This is a genomic window from Vibrio sp. YT-18, assembly GCF_033337345.1.
GTDB lineage: Bacteria > Pseudomonadota > Gammaproteobacteria > Enterobacterales > Vibrionaceae > Vibrio > Vibrio alginolyticus.
In genome coordinates this window covers 110,055-134,394 of record NZ_JAWOQO010000002.1, presented here as the reverse complement: position 1 = coordinate 134,394, position 24,340 = coordinate 110,055, and the positions used below count along the sequence as shown (strand labels likewise).

The window sequence follows — 24,340 nt, the reverse complement described above, 5'->3', positions numbered from 1 at the left end:
TACGACTGTAAAAGCCATCGCCTTGTGAATGTTATCCACAAGGCGATGTTAACCGCATGCGTAAATACTTTCTTGTAATGAAAGACATCCTGTTTAATCAGCATATCGATCACACGATAATTTATACCCACTTCTCGCCAAACCATTCAAGCAACTGTAAACACCATAGATAGTATCAGCCATCTTTTCGTCATTCTTGTTCGTTCATTATCATCTTAAACATTGCAAAAATTGCCACACATAAATACTGTATACAAAAACAGTTGTATTAATCTCATTATGACAATAAGAAACATTAAAGACGGCAGTAAAAAACCTTGGCTTTGCGAGTGCTATCCGCAAGGCCGCACTGGTAAACGCGTTCGTAAGCGCTTTGCGACCAAAGGTGAAGCTACAGCTTTTGAGTTGCATCTAATGAAAGAGGTGGATGATAAGCCATGGCTAGGTTCGAAACCTGACCACCGCAGATTATCTGATTTAGTCGAATTATGGTTTAAGCTGCATGGTAAGAATCTCAAGTCAGGTGACCATACTCGCCAGCGCTTAGAAAGTATGGTTTTCGACTTGGGCAACCCTATAGGTTCACAGCTTAATTCAAAGCAACTTGCCATTTATCGAGCTAGCCGTGCCAACAAAGGCAGAGGCCAGCAACACAAAGAACTTTCTATCGCTTCGAATAACGTGGATTTTGGGCAGCTAAAAGCGATGTTCAATAAATTAATAAAGCTTGGAGAGTGGAGACTACCTAATCCAGCTGATGGTATTGAGGCAATCAAAAAACCCGAGTCCGAACTAACGTTTCTGACTGAGCAGGAAATTCACCACTTGTTTGAAGTGGCTCAACAAAGCCCAGTTGGTGATGAACTAACGAAGATATACAAAGTATGCCTAGCGACGGGGGCACGCATTAGAGAAGCGATTTATCTTAAAGGCTCTAACCTGACGAAATATCGTATTACCTACAACAACACCAAAGGCAAACGGAACAGAACTGTACCAATCTCTGAGGAGTTGTATAACCAAATCTATAAGCCAACCAATGATCGCCTTTTCACTTGCGGTTACGGCGTGGCATACAAATGGCTAACTAAAGCCCTTCCCCATCTACCAGAAGGACAAGCGACTCACGTTTTACGTCATACGTTCGCGAGCCACTTTATGGCAAATGGCGGCAACATTCTTGTATTGAAGGAAATCCTCGGACATCAGCATATCGATCACACAATGATTTACGCCCACTTTTCACCAAACCATTTGAGTGATGCGGTGAGGTTTAATCCGCTTACAGCGCTAGACATCTAGTGCTGAGAACAAAAAGGCTTGTAGCCTTCTATTTGCAAGGATATGCTTCGCCAAAAGCGGCCATGGTCAAGAGCACCTCGTCATAATGCAATATCGCGGGGTTTCTCTTTAAATATGACACTACAATTCGCGTTGCTTGTCCGTTAGTAATACCATTCTTGGGAAGACATGCTTCTACTACTTTATTCTTCCCAAGAATACTCATAGTGTTCCTGACGCCTTGTACCATCCCAAAACAGACACCTATACCAAATGGATTGTTCATTTCTTGTGTGTCCATAAACTTCTCCGCTGCTAGGCAATTATCTAACAAGTCATTACCATCGGCATAAGAAGGAAATGAGAATGTTAATAGCATCGCAATGCTTAACATGTAGGGGTTAATTCTTTTCATTACTCCTCCGCTAAACTGAGTAACTCAGTAACATTGTCAACATACATCGATAGATGTGTTCAGTATATAAAACCTTGCTCAATATGATCAGGTACCTTGTAAAAAAACCAAACTGTATCCATAGATTTACATTAACAATGGGTAAACACCGAAACTAGTAATATGAGTCGTATCCACAAACAGTTAATGAAGTACTTCATCATTCTTTTAGCATAGGCTTCAGAGAGCTCGCCCTCTTAGATTGCAGTAAAGCGCTCGAATAAATGTATGGCGACAAAATGGCGGCACAGGTCAGCTTTCTTCGTTATGCATAAGTCAACATCAGATTGGTGAGTTTCTTACACTCTATATATAGCAAGGGATAGCAGCGATTGGAGAGGTTAGGCAAGGTTACAACATATAATAAAGCTTTATGTTCATTCCACTAACCTAAAAAGAAAAAGGAGCCAGTACGGCTCCTTCGTATTCTATCGCTAAATGTGAGTATTTACGAATTACTCAGCTTGATCTTCAGCGCGCGCTGCTGCTTCTTTGATTAGAGGCTGCAGTTCACCTTTTTGGAACATTTCTAGAATAATGTCACAACCGCCGATAAGCTCACCTTCAACCCATAGTTGAGGGAAAGTTGGCCATTGCGCGTACTTTGGTAACTCAGCACGGATATCTGGGTTTTGCAGAATGTCTACGTAAGCGAACTTCTCACCACATGCCATTAGTGCCTGTGACGCTTGAGAAGAGAAACCACAGCTAGGTAGTTTCGGTGATCCTTTCATGTACAGCAGGATTGAGTTTTCAGAGATCTGCTGTTTGATTTTGTCGATAGTTTCCATCGCTTCCTCATTCATGGGTTTGAACTTTATTTATTTGCCACATTCTACTCAATAACGACAGAATAAAAACCATATAATTAATAAGGCTTAATTTTAGGTTGCTCATTGGCGAGCAATGCAGCACTTCACCACTGCTAACCTCTTAAAATATTTTCATATCGGGGTTTTAATAAAGTAAAAACTTGCTAAAATACTTACCAAGTCAGCCTTAAAGGCGACATAGCTATAAAAAAACACTGGAAGCAATCGAAAGGTCATCCTTTCAAATCAATGGAGAATCGAGTAATGGCATTTGAACTACCAGCTCTTCCTTACGCGAAAGACGCACTAGAACCACACATCTCAGCAGAGACTTTAGACTACCACCACGGTAAGCACCACAACACTTACGTTGTTAAGCTTAACGGTCTTATCCCTGGTACTGAGTTCGAAGGCAAAACTCTAGAAGAGATCATCAAGACTTCTACTGGTGGCGTATTCAACAACGCAGCGCAAATCTGGAACCACACGTTCTACTGGCACTGTCTTGCTCCAAATGCGGGCGGCGAGCCAACTGGCGCAGTTGCAGACGCAATCAACGCAGCATTCGGTTCTTTTGAAGAATTCAAAGCGAAGTTTACTGATTCAGCAATCAACAACTTCGGTTCTTCATGGACTTGGCTGGTTAAGAAAGCTGACGGCTCTCTAGAGATCGTTAACACTTCTAACGCTGCTACTCCTCTAACAGAAGAAGGTACAACACCACTTCTAACTGTTGACCTATGGGAACACGCGTACTACATCGATTACCGCAACGTACGTCCTGATTACATGAACGGCTTCTGGGCTCTAGTAAACTGGGACTTCGTAGCTGAGAACCTAGCGAAGTAATATACTTCCCCCTAAGTTCAATTTAGTCTTATTCAAAAGCTCGCTATTTAGCGGGCTTTTTTGTTTCGCCTTCCCTAGCACCTTTAAATAATTCCCTCTTTTACTAAAGTTTTTCTTATCCACGCCGTTAAAAGAGCATCGAGCGAGGAACATCATGCAAATTCATACGTTAGACAAAGCTGCAATTATCAACGAACTTCAGTTCGGTAATGGTATTAACCATGCCGTACACGAAGGTCGTCGTGCGGATTTCTCGCTGATTCTGTCTATGTTCTCTAATGATGTTCGCGATGTGGTCCCAGTTGAAGAGGTCCAGGAAGTCATCACCAGTGACAGTATTCTTCGCCAACAATTGGGTTTATCGCAACCTCAAGCTCTTCGTTCTGATAGCAGCAGCTATGAACTCGCAGCTGAACAAGCGAAACAGTTTCACGATGCAGGATTGCCTTCCGCAAAGCTGAGCCATTACCTAAAACCAGATGCGCTGACTTACCTGCCTGAAGACACATTCAACCTACCAGAGGAGGTTTATCACAACCTATCTGGTCATGAGCGACGCAGATTGGGCGAACGCAACAAACAACTGATCCCAGATGCTGGGCTATATAATCAGCTAGTGACGGCTCAACGTCAGCATCAAATTCAAGCTAAAGCATAGAGATCCGCTTTTTATCCAATAGCTTGCAATACCTACACGTCAGAAATGTGACGTCTTACAAATTACCGCACAATAGTCCTCACTCGAAAGCGTTAGTTTGAAGCCTTTCACACTGAACCCAACGAATTTCAACCATGCTATTAGCACAAACCACTGGTGTATTGTTTTTCACATATGGATACAGTGAAGGTGCTATGGATATCAAAGAATCAATTATTCTCGTCACGTCTGCAGGTTCGGTTATAGGAAGAACCTGTGCAAATCACTTTGCTCATCTTGGAGCAACGTTGATTCTTTGTGACCAAAATTCTAGCGCTTTGAGAGCGAGCTATGAGCAAATCAGCGCTTTCACTGACAAAGTGTATGCGATGAATGTGTGTAGTGATAACACAACGTCCATTAACTTATTGTTTGACCAGATAGAATCACAGCTACGTGCGACACCAGATGTGATTGTTAATTGCTGGACCAGCTCCCCTATGCCTGGCTTAATGGCGCCAGAACCAATGAGTACTTACATTGATCACTTGTCGTCTGCGGCACGCTTCCTTTATACCTACGGCCAAGTAGGAGCAGAGCGCTTTCGAGCCAGAAACAAGAAAGGCGTCATTGTTAACGTCATTTCTCATGACAACCATGAAGACTTTACGGGAGTTGAAAGCATGGCGGCGTTGGTGTCAGGTTTTACTCACAGCTGGGCAAAAGAACTCACACCATTCAACATTCGAGTGGGCGGCGTTATTCCCTCGGTAAATCATACAAAAGAAGATCTCAACGAGAGGCACTGGGCTGAGATCCAAGACGAACTAGTCCGCAACACAGCATACATCGTCGCGAATGAATACTTCAGTGGCCGAGTAGTTGCGACCGAAGTGTAAGCATACACAGCAACTCTGTTTTCCCAAGCCAGATGTAACTCCTGCACCAAAATAAAAAAGCCCCAGTCATTTGACTGGGGCTTTAACCTTTTCCCGATTAAGGTTCCGTGCTAGCGAAAACCTTGCTCACTCGATTTTTTAATTACGCGTCAGCTTTTTCTTTCTTTGCTTTAGGTGCTGCTTTTGCTGCTTCTTGGTCTGCTTTCTTCTTGATAACAGTTGTACCTTCGAAAGTTTCGCCTTCAACAAATGCTTTACCGTAGTAAGAAGCCATCAACACATCTTTAAGTTCGCTGATTAGAGGGTAACGTGGGTTCGCACCAGTACATTGGTCATCGAACGCTTCTACCGCTAGCTCATCCAGTTTCGCTACGAAATCTGATTCAGCAACACCTGCCGCTTGGATAGACATTGGGATGTCTAGGTTAACTTTTAGTTCATCCAACCATGCTAGTAGACGTTCAATCTTCTGAGCAGTACGGTCACCTTCTTGGCTTAGGCCTAGGTGGTCAGCAACTTCAGCGTAACGACGACGTGCTTGTGGACGGTCGTATTGAGAGAACGCAGTTTGTTTAGTTGGATTGTCGTTCGCGTTGTAACGTACCACGTTAGAGATAAGTAGTGCGTTAGCTAGGCCGTGTGGCAAGTGGAACTCAGCACCCAGTTTGTGAGCCATTGAGTGACAAACACCTAGGAATGCGTTCGCAAATGCAACACCAGCGATAGTAGCTGCGTTGTGTACTTTCTCACGAGCGATTGGGTCATTTGCACCGTTCGCATAGCTTGATGGTAGGTACTCTTTTAGCATCTTAAGTGCTTGAAGAGCTTGGCCATCTGAGTATTCGTTAGCAAGAACTGATACGTAAGCTTCTAGAGCGTGAGTTACTGCATCGTAACCACCAAATGCTGTTAGAGACTTAGGCATGTTCATTACTAGGTTCGCATCAACGATTGCCATGTTTGGCGTGATTTCGTAGTCAGCTAGTGGGTATTTAGCACCAGTCTTGTCGTCAGTAACAACCGCGAATGGAGTAACTTCTGAGCCAGTACCTGAAGTTGTAGTGATACATACAAGCTCAGCTTTTTTACCCATTTTAGGGAACTTGTAGATACGTTTACGGATGTCCATAAAGCGCATTGCTAGTTCTTCAAAGTGAGTTTCTGGGTGTTCGTACATTACCCACATGATTTTCGCTGCATCCATTGGTGAACCACCGCCTAGCGCTAGGATAACGTCAGGTTGGTAGCTAGCCATTTGAGCCGCACCTTTTTCTACTACAGACAGTGTTGGGTCAGCTTCAACATCGAAGAATGTTTGAACTTCCATGCCTTGAGCTTTTAGTAGGCTTACTACGTCATCTGCGTAACCGTTGTTGAATAGGAAACGGTCAGTTACTAGGAATGCACGTTTCTTACCTTCTAGGTCGCCCAGTGCGATTGGAAGGCTACCACGACGGAAGTAGATTGACTTAGGTAGTTTATGCCACAACATGTTTTCAGCTCGCTTCGCTACAGTTTTCTTGTTGATTAGGTGTTTAGGACCTACGTTCTCAGAGATAGAGTTACCACCCCAAGAACCACAACCTAGCGTTAGAGATGGCGCAACGTTGAAGTTGTACAAGTCACCGATACCGCCGTGAGTAGTCGGGATGTTGATTAGGATACGAGCTGTCTTCATCTTGTCACCGAAGTAACGGATACGGTCAGCGTTAGTATCTTGGTTAGTGTAAAGACCAGATGTGTGGCCGATACCACCAATCTCAACCATAGTTACCGCTTGAGCAACCGCGTCTTCGAAGTTGTCAGCACGGAATAGACCTAGAGTTGGAGATAGTTTCTCGTGAGCGAATGCGTCATCGTGAGATACTTTGCCCAGACCTTCACCAACAAGAACTTTAGTGTCTGCTGGAACTTTAACGCCTGCCATTTCAGCGATTGCTGCTGCTGGCTGACCTACGATTTTCGCGTTTAGCGCGCCATCGATAAGAAGCACTTTACGAACTTTATCAGCTTCTGCTTTGCTTAGGACATAAGCTTTGTGAGAAGCAAAACGCTCTTTCACTTCGTCGTATACTTCGTCAACTACGATTGCAGCTTGCTCAGAAGCACATACTACACCGTTGTCGAAAGTCTTAGACATAAGGATAGAAGCAACAGCACGTTTGATGTCTGCTGTTTCATCGATAACAACCGGAACGTTACCTGCACCTACACCGATTGCTGGCTTACCAGAAGAGTAAGCGGCTTTAACCATGCCTGGACCACCAGTTGCAAGGATAAGAGCGATGTCATCGTGTTTCATTAGAGCGTTTGAAAGCTCAACAGAAGGCTGGTCGATCCAACCGATGATGTCTTTTGGTGCGCCTGCTGCTACTGCTGCATCTAGAACGAGTTTAGCTGCATCGTTAGTTGAGTTTTTCGCACGTGGGTGTGGTGAGAAGATGATACCGTTACGAGTCTTCAAAGAGATTAGAGATTTGAAGATCGCTGTAGAAGTTGGGTTAGTCGTTGGTACGATACCGCAGATGATGCCTACAGGCTCAGCGATAGTCATAGTACCTAGGTTGTCATCCTCTTCTAAGATGCCACACGTTTGTTCGTCTTTGTATTTGTTGTAGATAAACTCAGAGGCGAAGTGGTTCTTGATTACTTTATCTTCAACAATACCCATACCAGATTCTTCTACCGCTTGTTGAGCTAGCGGGATACGGGCCTGGTTAGCTGCAAGCGATGCTGCACGAAAGATTTTATCTACTTGCTCTTGAGAGTAAGTAGCGAACTCTTCTTGCGCTTTCTTAACGCGAGCAACCATTGCATCTAGTTCAGCCATATTAGTTACAGGCATAGGGAGTCTCCTAAAATTAACAAATATTAAAAACTTTTTACTAAGGCTATTACTTATCGTTTTTACTGTTTATCAGTCACTTAGAAAACAAACGTCTTAGTAAATTGCTTTCAGGACTGAGTATAATATTTCAGAGTGTGAAAAAAATTGACTTGGATCAGTTCTCACCACCTAAATACTACCAAAGTGGTGCCTCATCACACCAAAATGACATAAATCACTGATAAACAAATAAATTAACTTTCATTTTTTATTGAGTAAAAAAGAAGCAAATGGACAAATAAATAAAAGAAACTACAACAACCTGTAAAAAAGTTTCATTTTTGACCAACAAAATTACATGTAGGCCCAATTCTTTGTGCTACTGAGAGTATATCGAACCGAATACATCTCTCTACAAACCACCTTGGTTTTTATCAAAAATGTGCGAATGTTAACGTTTATGTAAAACAGCGCAATTTATCAGCAACTTTATACGTAACATTTCCTTTCCAGATTAGATACAGTTTATTAAAGAATTAGTTTTTCTCACTTAAATGGCAGGGAATGCGTTAGTTTTTTTCATTTCTTACAACCTAACTTTTGCCTTACATTACGCCCAAATTACCCCTTCTCCTTTTCACTAATGTGAACTTTGATGAGTACGCAACATGCAAACTTTTGAACTTGCTATCTTCTTGCAGTTTTTTCTCGGTTTGGTCGCCGCAGTAAACCCTGTTGGTATCATGCCTGTGTTTGTGTCACTAACCGGGCATATGACTCCAGACGAAAAGCGCAATACGGCAACAACAGCAAATGTGGCTGTTGCGATCATCCTGATCATTTCGCTTTTTGCTGGTCAGTTACTGTTAGACATGTTCAGTATTTCTCTGGATTCGTTTCGTGTCGCTGGCGGGTTGCTATTACTTAGCATCGCATTCTCGATGATGAGCGGTAAACTGGGGGAAGATAAGCAGAACAAACAAGAGAAAACGGAATACGTCAGTCGTGAACAGATTGGTGTGGTCCCTCTTGCAATGCCTTTAATGGCAGGTCCTGGTGCAATCAGTTCGACTATTGTTTATGGTGCACGCTACCCAAGCATGTTCGATACCGTGGGCATTAGTATTACGATTGGTTTGTTCTGCCTTTGTTCATGGCTATTGTTCCGCTCTGCCCCATTGATCGTACGATTTTTAGGTCAAACTGGAATCAACGTCATTACTCGTATCATGGGTTTGATATTGGGCGCGCTTGGCATAGAGTTCATTGCGAATGGCTTACGCAACTTATTTCCAGGATTAGCCTGAGTTTCTATAAAATTGTATGATAGAGCGATTCAACAATGGATCGCTTTGTCATGACGACTGACTCTCTTAAACATACTCTATATGTCACCATTTTTGGTACTCATACCAAAGCTGGTAAAACGTTCGATATTGCTCTCATTATCGCGATCATCAGTTCGTTAATCGTACTGGTGTTAGATTCGATACCCTCCGTTCGGGCCGAGTGGGAAAAAGAGCTGAAGTTTATTGAATACACATTTACTGGCCTATTCACGATTGAATACCTTCTAAGGCTTTATTGCTCTCCTAAACCTGCCGCCTACGCAAAGAGTTTTTATGGTGTCGTCGATTTACTTGCGATTTTGCCCACCTATTTAGCACTCTTCTTCCCATCCGCTTCGTTTATGGGTGTGATCAGGGCGCTGCGAGTGATGCGAATATTCCGCATACTCAAGTTAGTCCGATACCTCCAAGAGTCCAATATCCTCTTACGTTCACTGCTTATGGCGCGCAGAAAGATTTTTATCTTCTTTAGTTCCGTCGCCATTATGGTAACGATTTTCGGCTCGTTGATTTTTATCATTGAAGGACCTGAAAACGGATTTACTAGCATTCCTAAGAGTATTTATTGGGCGATCGTGACCATCACAACGGTTGGGTATGGTGACTTGGTCCCTCAAACAGACCTAGGTAAAGGGCTTGCATCACTCACCATGTTACTGGGTTATTCCATTTTGGCGGTACCTACAGGTATTTTCACTGCCGAACTGCACCAAGAGATGCAATCGCACAAAGTATTGGTGAAATGCCCAAACTGCTCCCACGCAGGGCACGACTCTGACGCAATTTACTGTAAACATTGTGGTAGTGAACTGGCCGATCCAGACAAAAGAGTCGTTCGAACGGAAGACGACGCATGAAAAAAGAGCTCCCTACGGAGCTCTTTTATTTTGTCATCAAATAAAGGATTGATGTGATTATGCTTTCTCAGACAGAATAATTCTCAGAGTACGACGCAATGGCTCCGCAGCACCCCAAAGCAGTTGGTCACCAACAGTGAAAGCATTTAGGAAATCATCACCCATCGCCATCTTACGTAGACGACCCACTGGTACAGACATTGTGCCCGTAACTTTTGCCGGTGTTAGCTCTTGAGCAGTGATGTCACGGTCGTTAGGAATCACTTTCACCCAATCGTTATGAGTGGCGATGATTTCTTCGATTTCGTCCATTGGTACATTTTGTTTAAGCTTGATAGTAAGTGCTTGAGAGTGACAACGCATCGCGCCAATACGCACACAAGTACCGTCAATTGGGACAGGTGAACTTTGAGAACCCAAAATTTTATTCGCCTCGGCGCCCGCTTTCCACTCTTCTTTACTCTGACCATTATCGCGCTTCACATCGATCCATGGGATCAACGAACCAGCTAGTGGCACACCGAATTTATCGGTAGGGAAAGAGCCGCTGCGCATTGTATCCGCGACTTTCTTATCGATATCTAGGATAGAGCTTGATGGGTTTGCAAGTTCAGAGCTAACAGAGTCATTGATAACGCCCATTTGCGAGATCAATTCACGCATATTTTGCGCACCAGCACCAGATGCGGCTTGGTAAGTCATTGCGCTTGTCCACTCAACAAGACCTTTCTTAAATAGACCACCTAGCCCCATTAGCATTAAACTAACCGTACAGTTACCACCGACAAATGTGTTCGTGCCACCGTGGATGCCTTGTTGGATTTGCTTTAAGTTCACTGGATCAAGTGTGATGATCGAATCTTCAGCCATACGTAGCGTAGAGGCCGCGTCAATCCAGTAGCCTTTCCAACCAGCCTGACGAAGTGCAGGGAAAACTTTTTCTGTGTAGCTACCACCTTGACAGGTGATTACCGCATCAAGCTGTTTTAAGCTTTCAATATCATATGCGTCTTGCAGTAAGCCTGCGTCTTTTCCTAAGTTAGGAGCAGGAATACCAACTTGAGAAGTACTGTAGAATACTGGTTCGATTAGGTCGAAGTCTTTCTCTTCAACCATACGCTGCATAAGGACTGAACCAACCATACCGCGCCAACCAACTAAACCAACTCTCATCGTATTAACTCTCCATGTATTAAAAAACCTACCCCATAGTTAATTTTTCACAGCAAAATCTCAACCCCTATTTTGTAAATAAGCGCGTTTTTTAACCTTTTCCTCTGAAAAACAGGGTTACACGAGATTTTTTAGTGTTTGGTTTGCGGTTTTAACCATTTTTCAAGTAGGGAAAGCACTTTAGCCCCCTAATTGGTCTTACCACTCAATGAGAAAATAACACATGAAGCACAATAATTTCACATTACACAACATTTAAAACCAAAAAAGTTAAAATAAACTAACAGTTAATTTCACAAGCAAACGTTTTTACCGACGAACATCAAGATAAAACACCAAATGTTCGAAATATAATTTTTGTTAATGTATGTTATGCGCGATTACAACAAGGAGCGCCTTCCTCTATTGCTCCAAGATTGACAGAGGCACATATGAAGCAAGTTACACCACGCCTACCAAGCTTGATACAGGTATTTATCTCGCTCGGTTTATTTCTCCTGCTGGCATTTTCGTTCACAGCCAAGCTAGACCTACCGATTCAGCTAGCGCTATACATCGGTTGGTTCATTGTCATGATATTGGGCATAAAGCTTGGCCACCAGTATAAAGATCTGGAAAAAGCAGCACTAAATGGCATTTCCAATGGACTTGGAGCCGTTTTAATCCTTTTGGCCGTTGGCGCGCTTGTAGGTACTTGGATCTCTGGTGGTATTGTTCCAACCATTATTTACTACGGCCTTAAAGCCATCCACCCTTCCATCTTTTTGCTCGCGACCATGATCATCTGTTCATTGACTGCGCTAGCGACTGGCACATCTTGGGGGGCGGCTGGCACGGCAGGTATTGCAATGATGGGTATCGGTCAAGGTCTTGGTGTTCCTGCGCCAATCACTGCAGGTGCCGTACTTTCAGGCTGTTACTTTGGTGACAAAATGTCGCCTCTATCGGATTCAGTAATCCTTGCTTCATCTATGTCTAACGTTGAAGTGATGGAACATATTAAAGGCATGTTGCCGATAGCACTCATTAGCTACATTATTACAGGCATTATGTTTACTGCATTTGGCTTCCACTACGCAGGTCAAGTTGACATGAGCCAGGTAGACTCTGTCATTAAAGCGATGGAACAGCAGTTCTACATCACCCCTTACTCATTTGTTCCTGTGATCATCGTATTGTCACTTCTAGCGATGCGTATGCCTTCATTCCCAGTGATCAGTTTTGGTTCTCTGCTAGGTATTATTTGGGCAGTGATGATCCAAGATGTCGATTTCCTAACCGCGTTCAACACGGCTTGGGCTCCATTTGCAATCTCATCTGGCGTAGATTTCATTGACTCAATCCTTAACCGTGGCGGCATGTCTTCAATGCTTGGGTCGGTAGCGGTTATCGTATTCGGCCTTGGTTTTGGCGGTCTACTAGATAAAGTAGGCGTGCTAGAGACTATCGCGAAGCTGTTTGAAAAACGCGTTCAAAGTGCAGGTTCATTGGCAACAAGCACAATTGGTACGGCCTTTATGGGCAACGTATTTGGTTCAGCGATGTACGTTTCACTTATTCTGACCCCAAAAATCTGTGCGAAGAACTATGACCGTCTAGGCTACAAACGTAAGAATTTGTCTCGTAACGCAGAATTTGGCGGCACGCTAACCTCAGGTATGGTCCCTTGGAGTGACAACGGTATCTACATGGCCAGTATTTTGGGTGTTGCTACACTGTCTTATGCCCCGTTCATGTGGCTGAGTTTTGTATGTATCATCGTAACGATCTTCACTTCTTACATGGGTTGGTTTGTTGATAAGTGCGAACCAACAGCAGAAGCAGTTGAAGAAGCTGAAGGCGAATTAAAGCAGCAAACCGCTTAACTTCGCAGAGATAGAAAGAACCTCCCTTCCGAATTCAATACTAAAAAAGAGCGCTTTAAAGCGCTCTTTTTTATTTCCAAAACAAATCGTTAGCTTTGTTTGACTGACGTTTTCACGGCTGTACGCTTCCCAAACCAATAGCCCAAGCTAAGCGGTGCAAAGAATATAACGGCAATGAACAGAATAAAGTAGATGATGGTACTTTTGACAAGTTCAATCAGCTTAGTCATTGCGAGATTCACAACCTCTTGCGACACTCGATCCATATCTTGAGCAAACTTCTCGCGCTCATGGGTAATGATCTGTGCGATTTCTTGGCGCTCTCTGGCAACCATCAGCTCTATAGCTTGGCGTTCTTCACCCAACTGAGATAAACGCGCCTCCGTCCTTTGATCGATATCGTCAACCAAAGGTTGTAACTCCAGCGCCATTTGTTCTGCCAAATAACGCATGTACTCTGGGTTGTTATCGATAAAATCCCTCATCGAATCAGCGGTAACTTGCAAACTATTGAGCGCCGCATTGACTTTTTCGATACTGGCAGAGCTATTCAAGGCCAACAACTGCGCTTTCCACGTCATAATTTTTGGTGTCTGCTCTGATACCAGACTTAGACGATCAGAGACATCCCCAAGTGCTTCTGGCATCGTGCCTAGCGTTGTAACGGCTTCCTCTTCGCTAATTTGGTTTGCATCTAACCACCTACGGTAAGCCGGAGTCCTAATCATGCTTAAATCAGCGAATGGATGCTGCTTGGCGAACTCTGCAACAAACGTTTGTGTCTTGATGTATGCTTCTTTCTTCAATAAAGATTGAGCCAGTTTATCTACCTCTTTCGCTAAATAAACGGAAACTAACTTGGCCTCATCAGACGCAAAGAGCTCATTACCAGAAGCGGTAGTAAAGAACTGTTCCATTTGTAGCGTGAAAGTCCATGTATCAATCAGTGCAGCCATTGGGGACACTTGGTATGCAGAAGCTTGGATGCCTTCTTCAGCATTTATCTTCCAAAGTAAAATATAAGATTGATGAACTTTATCATGAGGCTCATATTGTTCGTGTAGTGCGTCTGCTGCTTGCTCAACCTGAGCAAAAAACTGCTGCGCATACTCACGAGTCAAAAGACGCATATTGAGCTCTTGTTTGGTAAGAGGGACGGTTTGACTCTCGATCTTGACTTCGAGCAGGGAGCACCCTGAAAGCATCATAACCAGCCCTATCAACATCATTGAAGACATTCGGCGAACGGACATGAAAACACCTTTAACAAATTGTATAGAACAGGAATAAAGCGAACTAAGTCATATAGTTCGAGCCTTTATTACCTCAACTCTTATGACATTAAGTCAGAGCAATATCAATCTGTTAGCGCTTCTGTTATCTTTTCACTATTGAGAACATTATTAGCAAAAAGTATGGTTTGTTTTAGGACATCATCTAAACATGCCAACTTCTCTTCCGGCACTTTTTGCCCTTGTTTAATCAACAGTTCAATATCACCCGAAATACAGTGCAATGGCATTGCACCTAAACTCCCTGAGACCCCTTTAAGACTGTGTGCGGCTCTTTGCGCTTGCTCTTTATCCTCTTCTAACAGCTGATACATTTTAGTGCCATCGCCAGAGTGATCCTGAATAAAGACCTCCAGTAACATCCGCACAGCGCCCTCGTCACCAGACAGAGAATCTAACATTTTATTGATATCTATGTACGGCTCACGTTCCACTACTTCCACTTGTGATGAATTCACCTCATTACAACTTTTTTCGTTCATTTGGACGTTTTGAAAATTTTCTGACTGAGCTGAGGGAACAGTGTTAGCTCCATTTTCATCATCGCCAACTTGCTCTGACTTTTTATCATCGGTTCTGGGTAGTGGTATCGGTTGAATCGTTTTTGGGGAGAAGGCTCCCCATGAAATGAGGAAAAGGAGCAAACCACTGATTACAGACAACCAAACAATAAAAGTCATTAGCTTCTGTTCCAACTGATCATTTATCGAAGTTAACTGGTTCGGGAAATCTGGATTAAGCAGTTGATTAGATAAATAACTGCCCTGTGCCTGAGCAGATAGTGCGCTTGAGGTTTGAGCAAGCTGGCGCTGAAGAGCGCTTCGCTCTTCGGGAGAGAGCGTCTCTGATTCAATAAAAAGTCGGTCTAAGTCACGGTAAGTATCGCTATTCGTTGCAGAGTCACTAAAGACAGACTCAAAAACAAGCGCACCTAAGCGATAGTACATTGCCTGAATTTTCTCAGAGTTTTCTGTTCGAGCACGGCTGCTTCGTAACTGTTCTGCTAACGAAACCAATTCACTGTCACTTCTTACAAAAGCTCGAGCACTTTCTAAAAATCGGTCGGTCGTATAAAGCAATTGAGTGATGTCTGGTGTGATTTTCCCTTCAGAAAACTCACTTTCAAGCTGTAAGCGAACTGCATAAGCCAACTGAAGTTTCAGTGAAATTTGGTCGACGTGTTTAACACGGTAAGGCAGATCGAAGTTAAAAAAGTGCCTGACTTCTTCAACTTTACTTCCTAACTCATTTACAGTCGAAATCGTTTGAATCGTTTGTTTGGCTTGCAGCCAAATGCCAAGTGCTAAAACACACCACAAAACGAACCAGAACCAAACAAACCGCCGTATTCCTTCTTTTAGCTTCAGCAACACTTGCCCCTCGCATATCTCCATTAATTACAAGCATATACTATGGATGTTTCTTATTCACATAAAAAAAGAGAGCCGTTTGCTCTCTTTATTTAACGATATGATTTTAATTGCGACTTAACTGATCTTTTAGATTTGGAGGCGTCCCTTTAATCGTTAAGGTATCCGTCTCTGGATCATAAAAAATACGCTCGCCAAGTAAGAGACTATCGAAGCTAATATTCAAACCACCACCAGCTCCAACAAATTTAGTCAGTTTGCGAACCGTCGCACGATCACCTGGGAAAGACTCTTCAAGCTCGTACCCTTGCTCTTTGGTAAAATCCATAAAGCTTGTGCCATCTTGGCTTGGAGGAAGTTCTCCAGAAAGCTCTGAGATTTGAACTTCATCACCGGATTTAATTTGCTCATTGCAGTAGTCGTAAACTTGTTTCTTGTACTCGTTCACTTCTTGCTTTTCTAGCTTCGAGTCAGCACAAAAATCATCCACCGCCTGCATCAACACTAAGTTTTGTTGTTTAGTATCTAAGCCAATATCCGCTTGCAGAAAATCTAGGAAGAAGTCCGCCACTTTACGGCCAACACGTCCTTTAATGTATTGCAGATAACGATTGGATTCCTTGTCGGTCTCGTAGCTCGACAGGTCGATGCGTGCGGCAATATCCATTTTGGTGATATCTAAGTAATCTGTCGCACTGATGTCCAAACCTTCGGTCACTTTTAAACTCTGATTCATTGGTAAGATACCGATGAACAAGTAGTCCGTTGCTAAACTCTGATACTCAGCGAAAACCAAGATACCTTCATCCGCAAATGGGTACTTAATCAACTCTTCTTTCAAGCGATTTGCACTAATTTGTGAGAAGTCGTAAAAATCTCGCTCTCCTTTGCGCATTTCTTGAAGCCAAAATTGAAATTCGCTGTCTGACTGGAAAGCGCCAAAACCTTTACCAGCTTTAGAATGGAATACTCGGTGAAGCTCAGCGACTAAGTTTTCTGTAGATGCATCGTTCTCTAATGATGCTGGACGAAAGTTTACAACCAGCTCGTCCTGATCGTTTTTGCACAGTTGATGCAGAATAACGTTTGAAAGATGAAGACTCATAGTGATTTTATCTTGCTACAAGGTTTTAGTTGATGGGCATTGTAGGTTATCATAAGCCGCTTTTACTATCATTATTAGAGTCTTTATGCCGATTACATCTAAATATACTGACGAGCAAGTAGAAAAAATTCTTGCTGAAGTAGCAACAGTTCTTGAAAAACATGCTGCTTCTCCTGAGTTGACGCTAATGATTGCCGGAAATATCGCAACCAATGTCTTAAATCAACGTGTTGCTGCTTCACAACGCAAAGCGATTGCTGAAAAATTTGCTCAGGCGCTGATGTCTTCTTTAGAAACACCAAAAACACACTAATCACGGACAATAGAACACATACATGGTAGACAGCGGAAACTCATACGGCGAACGTGTATCTCGACTAGTTGGTTGGGGTCACTGGTTTGCATTCTTCAATATCGTTGCATCGATGTTGATAGGCACACGCTACATTGTTCAGTCTCCTTGGCCCGAGACGTTACTTGGTCAGTTTTATCTGGCGGTTTCTTGGGTTGGTCACTTTGGCTTTCTAGTTTTCGCACTTTACTTGCTTGTTCTATTCCCGTTGACGTTTATCCTGCCATCGCGGAAATTGTTCCGTTTGGTGGCAGTGATTTTCGCAACCGTTGGGCAAACCATATTATTAATTGATACCCAAGCGTATCAGTCGATCAATTTGCACTTAACTCCCGTTGTCTGGGAGTTACTATTCAGCGAAGACAAAAGTGCACTCAGCACTGACCTACAACATTTATTTGTTGTGATGCCGCTGATCTTCCTTATTCAACTCGCACTATCCGAATGGGTATGGCGAAAACAGCGCAAACTATCTCATAAGCACGTAGGACGCCCTCTCGCGGCCGTCTTTTTCCTCAGCTTTATGACCAGCCATTTGGTTTACATTTGGGCAGATGCGTATTTTTACAACCCAATTACTAGCCAGCGTTCAAACTTCCCGTTGTCTTACCCGATGACAGCGAAGAGTTTTATGGAAAAACATGGTCTACTTGACCGTGAGGAATACCTAAAACGTTTAGCAGAAAACGAAGGCAACGTAGAGTTAGTCAACTACCCTCTTGAAAAGCTTGAGTTTAACCGCCGAGTTAATAAGCTCAATGTGTTGATGATAAGCATAAACAATTTACGAGCGGATGCGCTGAACCAAGAAGAGATGCCTAACCTCTATGAGTTTGCTGAAAACAATCAGAACTTCCGTAATCATTACAGCTCAAGTAATGATACATACGGGGCCTTTGGTTTGTTCTATGGCTTACCGACCAGTTATGCATCAAGCATCAAGGCGCAAGGTGCTTCCCCAGTATTGCTCGATGTACTGAAAGATCAGGGCTACAACTTTGGTTTATTCAGTGGCAGTGGGTTTGAAGATGATCTCTACTCAGAAATTATTTTCCGCGACTTGAACTTAGCGGAAGACCTAGATGGCACGCAAGCTCATACCGATAAACAATCTATCGCAAACTGGAATACATGGTTAGCAGAGAAAGCAAGTCAGCCATGGTTTAGTTACATCGAAGTCACCACCGTTGATAATTTTGAATCGATTCCTTCAAATAATGACGAAGAAATGCCCGCAAGTGAGCGATTCAAAAAAGCTTATGAATATGCAGTGAAGTCGGCGGATAGAACTATCGCCGGTATTATTGATGAACTAGAAACGACGGGACAACTGACAAACACCATCGTAATCATCACTTCTAATCACGGTAGTGAATTTAACGAAACCAATACGAACAGCTGGGGAGCAAACAGCAACTACAGCCGTTATCAATTACAAGTTCCGATGGTGATCCATTGGCCTGGAATGCTGGCTGGCGAATTTAATCACAGCACAAGCCACCTGGACCTCTCGGTTACACTATTGCAAGATATGCTCGGCGTATCTTCCAACCCATATGATTACAGTAGTGGTCGCAACCTATTCGATGAAAGTCGTCGTCGTTGGATCTTGGCGGGCGATACTCGCGAGCTTGCCTTAATTACTAGCTCACAAACCACAGTGATCGATAAGTTTGGCAACTACAAGCTGTATGACAAAAACTACAAACGACTTCGAGATGATGCACCGAAGTTGCCAGTTTTGATGCAAGGTTTAACTGAGTTACAGCGTTTTTATTCTAAAAACGATTAATACCTAGCAATCCATATACTATTCAAACTCCCCTTTTTGGGGGAGTTTTTGTTTATTTAAACAACACAAACCACAAATTTGCGCAGTAAACATCCAATCAGTTCAACTAGGGGTTTACAACATTTTCAAAGCCTTATATTATGCGCCTCAACAACGGAGAGATGGCTGAGTGGTTGAAAGCACCGGTCTTGAAAACCGGCATACGTTAATAGCGTATCTAGGGTTCAAATCCCTATCTCTCCGCCACTTTTAGAAAAAGCCCGCTAAGAAATTAGCGGGCTTTTTCGCATCTCCAGACTTAAAAGATTTGTACAAATCACTTATCACTTCTTGAACGCAACTAAGCACTCCGCCACACTCCGAAAGAACCCACAAAAAATTAATGCCCTTTTCGTTCGTTCCAGTGTTGAATCAATTTGATATTTACATCTAGTTGTATCTACTCATCAATAAAGACTTCTTTAGCGGCATTGATAAGCTGCAAATGGATTGGGACGAGGTCAGCATGATTCGTTCGATATCCACCTCCAACGACAGCTGCGACAGGGATACCTCGAGATTTCACTGTTTGCATTAAAAATCTATCACGTTCTAAAATCCCTTGAGTCGACACATCAAAATATCCAAGCTCATCGTCTTGATGTATATCGACACCAGCATCGTAGATAACTAAATCAGGGCGATGAAGATTAAGTGCCATATCGACCACTTCTTTAAACGCCATTAAAAAATCCTCATCACCTGTCCCTCGCACCAAAGGTACATCGAGGTCAGACTGAGGCTTCCTCGCTGGGAAGTTTTTATCACAGTGGAAAGAAAGCGTGATGATATATGGCTCATCGTCACATAAAGTTGCTGTTCCATCCCCATGATGAACATCACTGTCAATGATCAATACTTTATCGACATGCTCAACTTCGAGTGCTTGCCTAGCCGCGATCACTAAGTCATTAAATAAACAAAAACCACTACCAAACTCTTTGTGTGCGTGATGATACCCACCACTCAAATGAATGGCCACTCCGTACTCAAGTGCCTTTTTTGCGGTCAGAGCCGTGCCCGCAGCTGAAGTTAGCGTTCTGGTAATGAGAGACTCACTCCAAGGAAAACCTATTCGGCGCATCTTCGCAGCTGGCATGTTTCCACTAACAAGTAACTCGACGTATTCCTCGTCATGAACACGTTTTACTTCCCCAACAGTTAATGCTTCGGGCTGGAAAAACTGCGTGTGCTCTTTCCAGTTATCTTTCTCCATATGCACCAATACCGATTCATAGAGGTACTGGTATTTCATAATTGGGTAACGATGCCCCTCTGGCAACTCAAGTTGAGAATAAATCGGGTGGTAGATAAGTGGCAGCATGAGAAATTCTTAATAACAATGGTAACGAAATAGTATCAACTTCAAGGGTTGAATAAAACGCAATTTAATTGATAATGATTTTCAATATCAATTAAATTTAATATACATATGAATTCTACTTTCTTTGCTATTCTCGGCGCACTGTTTGGCTCTCTTTGTGCTCTGTCCCTATTTTCATCTCTTGTTGTTGGTGCGTGGTGGTTGGTTGATTTTATTGTGCTTAGCTAACACAATGACTTTCAACTGAAATCAAAAAAACATAGGTGTTTGTATGAGTCAAACCGTCTTTATTACCGGAGCAAATCGCGGCATTGGCCTTAGCTTAACTGAGCTGTACCTGAAGCAAGGCCACCAAGTACATGCTACTAGCCGTTCCTTAGAGAACAGTTCAGAACTACAAACTCTAGCCTCACAATTCAGCAATCTAGTTTTGCACGAACTGGATGTCACGCACTACGAACAAGTCGCTAAGCTTGCCGATAAACTCCCTGCCATCGACTTACTCATCAATAATGCAGGATATTACGGGCCCAAGGGATATGGCTTTGGAAATACTGACGTAGAAGCATGGCGTAAAGTCTTCGAAGTAAACACCATTGCTCCATTAAAACTGGTTGAGTACTGTTACCCTCGCTTACAACAAGGCAAGATGAAAAAGATTGCTTGTATCTCATCAAAAGTCGGCAGTATGACCGAAAATACGTCCGGCGGCGGCTATATTTATCGCTCATCGAAAGCGGCGCTTAACTCGGTTGTGAAAAGCTTAAGTAATGATTTAACACCTGAAGGATTTACCGTTTTAGCGCTTCACCCTGGTTGGGTAAAAACGGCGATGGGCGGGCCAAATGCTTTGATAGATACGCAAACCTCCGCGCTAGGCCTAGCGAACGTGATAGAACTGAGCACACCGCAGCTTTCAGGTCGATTTATTAACTACGATGGTACTGAGTTACCTTGGTAGCAGCATTAAGACACAACCATCACTAAACCAAATACCATCAAAGCCAGGCTTCATAATCGTGACTTGGTTGGCAAACATAATGTTCATCAGTGATCCACCAGCATAATTCGCGCAATCTAACTTGAATTTATCTACATCCAATCCAGACTTAGGAAAAAGTAGAACAAATAAGGAGAAAGCACGATGGCAGCAGATAGGGATTTGGTTAATTTTAGCGAAGAGCACGAACTAAATTACTGCTTGAGAAGTGCTGGTAAACGCCAAACTCAAGCGAATCGAGATACATTAGTTGACTTGGGCAACCAGGTGAAAGAGGTACTGGACAAACGCGTGTTAACTCAAGGTGAAGTAAGAGGCGCGATCCAAAACCACGGTGATCTGTTCGAGTAATCTATTTTCAAGCATGCGCGGAGTTTAATTACGCCGCGCTTGTCCTATGCCTGCTTACCTTTGGTTGCACGAGATTTAGTCGCGCCACCATTCTTTGAATAACTGCGCTTTTTACGTTTAAACGCAGGACGTTCCACCTTGGGTAGATGACGTAATGAATCAGGGATAGGCCCTGCTTTTACTTGTGCCATCAAGCTATCAATGCGTTGTTCCAGTGCTTGCATGAACGGCTGATATGCTTGATTTCTCTCTGCCATACCTTGTAACTGGTGCTCCCAATGAGCCGTCATATCAGGGTATGTTGAATCTTCTGGCAAGGCATGAATGAGACCTCTTCCAGCAGGAGAACTGAGAATTGACTTACCTTGACGCGTAAGCAGTTGGCGTTTGAACAGCGTGTCCAAAATACTAGCGCGAGTCGCTTCCGTGCCTAGCCCATCAGTGTCACGAAGGATTTTTTTCAGTTCTTTATCCGCAACGTAACGGGCGATCCCGGTCATCGCTTGCAACAGCGATGCCTCGGTAAAATGCTTTGGTGGCTCGGTTTTTCGGTCTTTTATTTCCCCTTCACGACAAGTTAACACGGTGCCTTCGGGTAGCGGTGGCACGGCATCAATACCTTCATCTTCCTTGTCAGTTTTGCCCATTAGCGCTTTCCAACCCGGCGAAACTAACTGACGACCTTTCGCGACAAACGTACCACCAGCGATATCGAAAACCAATTTCGCTTCTGCGTAAACCGCCGCCGGATAGAACTGCATGAGGTACTGGCGCGCAATCAATTGATACACTTTCATCTCATTGCCGGAAAGCGCATTCACATTAGCTTGCTTCGGTGTAGGGATAATCGCATGGTGAGCATCCACTTTTTTATCGTTCCAGGCTTTGGACTTTAATGTTAAGTCTGCTCCCTGAACGGCAACTTGCAACTCTTTTGCGTTATTCGCAATAGCAGTTGTCACCGTCCCTGCTTGTGAGTAGTGTTCCATCGGTAAATAGCGACAATCTGAACGCGGGTAAGTGATCAGCTTGTGCTTTTCATACAATGCCTGACAAGTATCTAGTACTTGTTGCGCACTCATACCATAGCGCTTCGCGGCATCGATCTGTAAAGCAGATAACGAATAAGGTAATGGTGCTGATTGCTTGGTTTGCTTTTGTTCCGACTCCGTCACTTTTGCAGGTTGACTTGCGATACGGTTTGCAACATTTTCCACCAACTTACGGTTTAACACTCGACCTTCTTCGTCCTGCCAAGGCTTGCATGCCTCACTTGGCTTCCAACGAGCACGAATATCAAAAGTACCATTGGCATCTTGATATGGGATCAGAGCATGTAGGGTAAAATAGTCCTTCGGGACAAAGTTTTCGATTTCTTCATCACGACGCACCACTAAGCCAAGAACTGGCGTTTGCACTCGCCCTACCGAGAGAACACCTTGATACCCTGCTTTTTGACCAAGCAAGGTATAAGCACGAGACATGTTCATACCATACAGCCAATCAGCCCGAGAGCGGGCCAATGCTGAAACTGAAAGTGGGATAAACTCGCGATTACTGCGCATAGAGCTGAGAGCACGTTTAACCGCAGGTAAGTTCAAGTCGGAAATCAACAAACGCTGTGTAGATTCCTTCTTGGTTTTAGATAACTTGCAATAGTCCAGAACTTCATCAACTAACAGCTGACCCTCTCGATCTGGGTCTCCTGCATGAATGACTTCGTTAGCTTCTTTGAGCAATTTACGAATCACTGTTAATTGCTTACTTGCACTTTTCCTCGGTCTGAGCTGCCATTGCTGCGGAACAATTGGTAAATCTGCCATATTCCACTTTTTATAACGCTCATCGTAAGCGTCGGGTTCGACTTGTTCGAGTAAGTGGCCGATACACCAAGTAACGATATCCCCGTTCCCACAGCGGATGAATCCTTGATCTTTCTTTTGAGGGTTTGGCAGTGCAGCGGCAATCGCACGGCCTAAACTTGGTTTTTCAGCAATAAACAGACGAGACATAACGTTTTGGAAATAAATATAATTAGGGCCACATTATCGAATGTAGCCCTAATAAATCAAGAAAAACTGTATAAATAAACAGTCAGTTTATTTAAGTTTTTAGTTATAGGAATTCAACAAACTGAGAAAGGTCACGCTCAGGAACTTTCATCGGTGTACAACCAGGCGTGCCTAAGTACAAGAAACCAACAATCTCATCGTCACCCTCTAAACCAAATGCTTGATGAACTTCTGGATGGAACATCCACTTACCTGAGCGCCAAAACCCTTGAAAGCCTTGCGCTACGGCTGCCATTTGCATCGCTTGTACAGCGCATCCCGCAGATAAGTGTTGCTCTAGTGCTGGTACTTTCTCATGTTCTGTTACTTTAGCAATCACCGTGATCACCATTGGTGCGCGAAATGGGGCATTCTTTACCTTTTCGACCACCGCTTCATCACTATTTTCAGCTTCTGCCGCTTTTACCAATATATCTGACAGTTTTTTCAAACCATCGCCCTGTGCGATAACGAAACGCCAAGGGGTTAATCCCGCATGGTCAGGCGCACGAAGGCCAGCACGAATGATGTTCTCAAGTGCTTTACCTTCTGGAGCAGGCGCGGATAACTTCGCGATAGATCGGCGATTGAGCAAAAGATCGAGAGCGTCCATGAAAGAATCCTTATTGAATATCGTTGTTATTTTGTTTACGCCACTTTA

General features: G+C 43.4%; 21 protein-coding genes and 1 tRNA gene. 12 read left to right on the top strand and 10 right to left on the bottom strand.

Going from position 1 to position 24,340, the window contains the following annotated elements:
• Positions 1 to 279: 279 nt before the first annotated feature.
• Entirely contained in the window at positions 280 to 1,302 is a 1,023-nt protein-coding gene (locus tag R7M72_RS02905) for a tyrosine-type recombinase/integrase (protein WP_318056023.1), read from the top strand.
• 28 nt (positions 1,303 to 1,330) lie between these two features.
• Here the strand turns inward: R7M72_RS02905 and R7M72_RS02900 are convergent, their stop codons facing one another.
• Together R7M72_RS02900 and R7M72_RS02895 are read right to left on the bottom strand one after the other, a co-directional pair.
• Positions 1,331 to 1,696: a Rap1a/Tai family immunity protein gene (locus tag R7M72_RS02900; RefSeq protein ID WP_170891184.1), complete on the bottom strand. Its 366-nt coding sequence runs from the start codon at positions 1,694 to 1,696 to the stop codon at positions 1,331 to 1,333.
• Between the two features lie 494 nt (positions 1,697 to 2,190).
• Complete coding sequence (locus R7M72_RS02895) at positions 2,191 to 2,526, bottom strand: Grx4 family monothiol glutaredoxin (RefSeq protein ID WP_017635833.1); 336 nt, start codon at positions 2,524 to 2,526, stop codon at positions 2,191 to 2,193.
• Positions 2,527 to 2,811: 285 nt separating this feature from the next.
• Between R7M72_RS02895 and sodB the strand changes: the two genes are divergently transcribed.
• The 3 genes from sodB to R7M72_RS02880 all read left to right on the top strand — a co-directional run bounded on the left by sodB (position 2,812) and on the right by R7M72_RS02880 (position 4,932).
• Positions 2,812 to 3,396, top strand: coding sequence for a superoxide dismutase [Fe] (gene sodB / locus R7M72_RS02890; RefSeq protein WP_005396533.1), 585 nt, complete (start codon positions 2,812 to 2,814; stop codon positions 3,394 to 3,396).
• Between the two features lie 154 nt (positions 3,397 to 3,550).
• Positions 3,551 to 4,054 carry a VC2046/SO_2500 family protein gene (locus R7M72_RS02885; RefSeq protein WP_033907342.1) on the top strand — a complete coding sequence of 168 codons (504 nt, stop codon included), beginning with the start codon at positions 3,551 to 3,553 and terminating at the stop codon, positions 4,052 to 4,054.
• Positions 4,055 to 4,188: 134 nt separating this feature from the next.
• On the top strand, positions 4,189 to 4,932 hold the full coding sequence (locus R7M72_RS02880) for an SDR family oxidoreductase (protein ID WP_053304187.1): 744 nt from the start codon (positions 4,189 to 4,191) through the stop codon (positions 4,930 to 4,932).
• 142 nt (positions 4,933 to 5,074) lie between these two features.
• Here the strand turns inward: R7M72_RS02880 and adhE are convergent, their stop codons facing one another.
• A complete protein-coding gene (adhE, locus tag R7M72_RS02875; RefSeq protein ID WP_005380731.1) occupies positions 5,075 to 7,777 on the bottom strand; it encodes a bifunctional acetaldehyde-CoA/alcohol dehydrogenase in 2,703 nt (900 codons plus the stop codon).
• Between the two features lie 650 nt (positions 7,778 to 8,427).
• Between adhE and R7M72_RS02870 the strand changes: the two genes are divergently transcribed.
• Together R7M72_RS02870 and R7M72_RS02865 are read left to right on the top strand one after the other, a co-directional pair.
• Entirely contained in the window at positions 8,428 to 9,066 is a 639-nt protein-coding gene (locus tag R7M72_RS02870) for a YchE family NAAT transporter (RefSeq protein ID WP_005380729.1), read from the top strand.
• A 35-nt stretch (positions 9,067 to 9,101) separates the two neighbouring features.
• Positions 9,102 to 9,965 carry an ion transporter gene (locus R7M72_RS02865; protein ID WP_005380728.1) on the top strand — a complete coding sequence of 288 codons (864 nt, stop codon included), beginning with the start codon at positions 9,102 to 9,104 and terminating at the stop codon, positions 9,963 to 9,965.
• Positions 9,966 to 10,022: 57 nt separating this feature from the next.
• Here R7M72_RS02865 and asd read toward each other — a convergent pair whose 3' ends face one another.
• Positions 10,023 to 11,138 carry an aspartate-semialdehyde dehydrogenase gene (asd, locus tag R7M72_RS02860; RefSeq protein WP_158174104.1) on the bottom strand — a complete coding sequence of 372 codons (1,116 nt, stop codon included), beginning with the start codon at positions 11,136 to 11,138 and terminating at the stop codon, positions 10,023 to 10,025.
• A gap of 431 nt (positions 11,139 to 11,569) precedes the next feature.
• On the opposite strand from asd, the gene nhaC reads away from it, so the two are divergent.
• The gene (nhaC, locus tag R7M72_RS02855; protein ID WP_005380726.1) at positions 11,570 to 13,003 is read left to right on the top strand and encodes a Na+/H+ antiporter NhaC; all 1,434 of its coding nucleotides are present in this window, start codon (positions 11,570 to 11,572) and stop codon (positions 13,001 to 13,003) included.
• Positions 13,004 to 13,092: 89 nt separating this feature from the next.
• Here the strand turns inward: nhaC and R7M72_RS02850 are convergent, their stop codons facing one another.
• The 3 genes from R7M72_RS02850 to yejK form a co-directional block, all read right to left on the bottom strand.
• Entirely contained in the window at positions 13,093 to 14,256 is a 1,164-nt protein-coding gene (locus tag R7M72_RS02850) for a chemotaxis protein (protein WP_033907343.1), read from the bottom strand.
• A 104-nt stretch (positions 14,257 to 14,360) separates the two neighbouring features.
• On the bottom strand, positions 14,361 to 15,689 hold the full coding sequence (locus R7M72_RS02845) for an Hpt domain-containing protein (RefSeq protein ID WP_033907345.1): 1,329 nt from the start codon (positions 15,687 to 15,689) through the stop codon (positions 14,361 to 14,363).
• A gap of 82 nt (positions 15,690 to 15,771) precedes the next feature.
• Positions 15,772 to 16,770: a nucleoid-associated protein YejK gene (yejK, locus tag R7M72_RS02840; RefSeq protein ID WP_151515024.1), complete on the bottom strand. Its 999-nt coding sequence runs from the start codon at positions 16,768 to 16,770 to the stop codon at positions 15,772 to 15,774.
• Between the two features lie 85 nt (positions 16,771 to 16,855).
• Here yejK and R7M72_RS02835 point away from each other — a divergent pair, with 85 nt between their 5' ends.
• The 3 genes from R7M72_RS02835 to R7M72_RS02825 all read left to right on the top strand — a co-directional run bounded on the left by R7M72_RS02835 (position 16,856) and on the right by R7M72_RS02825 (position 19,160).
• The gene (locus tag R7M72_RS02835) at positions 16,856 to 17,083 is read left to right on the top strand and encodes a YejL family protein (RefSeq protein WP_005380722.1); all 228 of its coding nucleotides are present in this window, start codon (positions 16,856 to 16,858) and stop codon (positions 17,081 to 17,083) included.
• 22 nt (positions 17,084 to 17,105) lie between these two features.
• Positions 17,106 to 18,914: a DUF3413 domain-containing protein gene (locus R7M72_RS02830; RefSeq protein WP_005380721.1), complete on the top strand. Its 1,809-nt coding sequence runs from the start codon at positions 17,106 to 17,108 to the stop codon at positions 18,912 to 18,914.
• 155 nt (positions 18,915 to 19,069) lie between these two features.
• Positions 19,070 to 19,160, top strand: a tRNA-Ser gene (locus R7M72_RS02825).
• 193 nt (positions 19,161 to 19,353) lie between these two features.
• Here the strand turns inward: R7M72_RS02825 and R7M72_RS02820 are convergent.
• The gene (locus R7M72_RS02820) at positions 19,354 to 20,277 is read right to left on the bottom strand and encodes a histone deacetylase (protein ID WP_017821145.1); all 924 of its coding nucleotides are present in this window, start codon (positions 20,275 to 20,277) and stop codon (positions 19,354 to 19,356) included.
• 271 nt (positions 20,278 to 20,548) lie between these two features.
• Between R7M72_RS02820 and R7M72_RS02815 the strand changes: the two genes are divergently transcribed.
• Both R7M72_RS02815 and R7M72_RS02810 read left to right on the top strand, forming a co-directional pair.
• Positions 20,549 to 21,238, top strand: coding sequence for an SDR family oxidoreductase (locus R7M72_RS02815; RefSeq protein ID WP_054575561.1), 690 nt, complete (start codon positions 20,549 to 20,551; stop codon positions 21,236 to 21,238).
• A 183-nt stretch (positions 21,239 to 21,421) separates the two neighbouring features.
• Entirely contained in the window at positions 21,422 to 21,628 is a 207-nt protein-coding gene (locus R7M72_RS02810; RefSeq protein ID WP_005380717.1) for a hypothetical protein, read from the top strand.
• A gap of 44 nt (positions 21,629 to 21,672) precedes the next feature.
• Here the strand turns inward: R7M72_RS02810 and R7M72_RS02805 are convergent, their stop codons facing one another.
• Positions 21,673 to 23,640: a DNA topoisomerase III gene (locus R7M72_RS02805; protein WP_158174105.1), complete on the bottom strand. Its 1,968-nt coding sequence runs from the start codon at positions 23,638 to 23,640 to the stop codon at positions 21,673 to 21,675.
• A gap of 103 nt (positions 23,641 to 23,743) precedes the next feature.
• Positions 23,744 to 24,292, bottom strand: a complete 549-nt coding sequence (locus R7M72_RS02800) for an NAD(P)H nitroreductase (RefSeq protein ID WP_005380711.1) — start codon at positions 24,290 to 24,292, stop codon at positions 23,744 to 23,746.
• Positions 24,293 to 24,340: the final 48 nt, after the last annotated feature.

What these genes read in the sequence shown, in the direction of transcription:
- R7M72_RS02895 (WP_017635833.1), bottom strand. Translation starts at nt 2,526, where the DNA reads ATGGAAACTATCGACAAAATCAAACAGCAGATCTCTGAAAACTCAATC.
- R7M72_RS02845 (WP_033907345.1), bottom strand. Translation starts at nt 15,689, where the DNA reads ATGGAGATATGCGAGGGGCAAGTGTTGCTGAAGCTAAAAGAAGGAATA.
- sodB (WP_005396533.1), top strand. Translation starts at nt 2,812, where the DNA reads ATGGCATTTGAACTACCAGCTCTTCCTTACGCGAAAGACGCACTAGAA.
- R7M72_RS02850 (WP_033907343.1), bottom strand. Translation starts at nt 14,256, where the DNA reads ATGTCCGTTCGCCGAATGTCTTCAATGATGTTGATAGGGCTGGTTATG.
- R7M72_RS02810 (WP_005380717.1), top strand. Translation starts at nt 21,422, where the DNA reads ATGGCAGCAGATAGGGATTTGGTTAATTTTAGCGAAGAGCACGAACTA.
- R7M72_RS02805 (WP_158174105.1), bottom strand. Translation starts at nt 23,640, where the DNA reads ATGTCTCGTCTGTTTATTGCTGAAAAACCAAGTTTAGGCCGTGCGATT.
- R7M72_RS02900 (WP_170891184.1), bottom strand. Translation starts at nt 1,696, where the DNA reads ATGAAAAGAATTAACCCCTACATGTTAAGCATTGCGATGCTATTAACA.
- R7M72_RS02885 (WP_033907342.1), top strand. Translation starts at nt 3,551, where the DNA reads ATGCAAATTCATACGTTAGACAAAGCTGCAATTATCAACGAACTTCAG.
- R7M72_RS02835 (WP_005380722.1), top strand. Translation starts at nt 16,856, where the DNA reads ATGCCGATTACATCTAAATATACTGACGAGCAAGTAGAAAAAATTCTT.
- R7M72_RS02880 (WP_053304187.1), top strand. Translation starts at nt 4,189, where the DNA reads ATGCTATTAGCACAAACCACTGGTGTATTGTTTTTCACATATGGATAC.
- R7M72_RS02905 (WP_318056023.1), top strand. Translation starts at nt 280, where the DNA reads ATGACAATAAGAAACATTAAAGACGGCAGTAAAAAACCTTGGCTTTGC.
- R7M72_RS02800 (WP_005380711.1), bottom strand. Translation starts at nt 24,292, where the DNA reads ATGGACGCTCTCGATCTTTTGCTCAATCGCCGATCTATCGCGAAGTTA.
- R7M72_RS02830 (WP_005380721.1), top strand. Translation starts at nt 17,106, where the DNA reads ATGGTAGACAGCGGAAACTCATACGGCGAACGTGTATCTCGACTAGTT.
- yejK (WP_151515024.1), bottom strand. Translation starts at nt 16,770, where the DNA reads ATGAGTCTTCATCTTTCAAACGTTATTCTGCATCAACTGTGCAAAAAC.
- adhE (WP_005380731.1), bottom strand. Translation starts at nt 7,777, where the DNA reads ATGCCTGTAACTAATATGGCTGAACTAGATGCAATGGTTGCTCGCGTT.
- R7M72_RS02865 (WP_005380728.1), top strand. Translation starts at nt 9,102, where the DNA reads ATGGATCGCTTTGTCATGACGACTGACTCTCTTAAACATACTCTATAT.
- nhaC (WP_005380726.1), top strand. Translation starts at nt 11,570, where the DNA reads ATGAAGCAAGTTACACCACGCCTACCAAGCTTGATACAGGTATTTATC.
- asd (WP_158174104.1), bottom strand. Translation starts at nt 11,138, where the DNA reads ATGAGAGTTGGTTTAGTTGGTTGGCGCGGTATGGTTGGTTCAGTCCTT.
- R7M72_RS02820 (WP_017821145.1), bottom strand. Translation starts at nt 20,277, where the DNA reads ATGCTGCCACTTATCTACCACCCGATTTATTCTCAACTTGAGTTGCCA.
- R7M72_RS02870 (WP_005380729.1), top strand. Translation starts at nt 8,428, where the DNA reads ATGCAAACTTTTGAACTTGCTATCTTCTTGCAGTTTTTTCTCGGTTTG.
- R7M72_RS02815 (WP_054575561.1), top strand. Translation starts at nt 20,549, where the DNA reads ATGAGTCAAACCGTCTTTATTACCGGAGCAAATCGCGGCATTGGCCTT.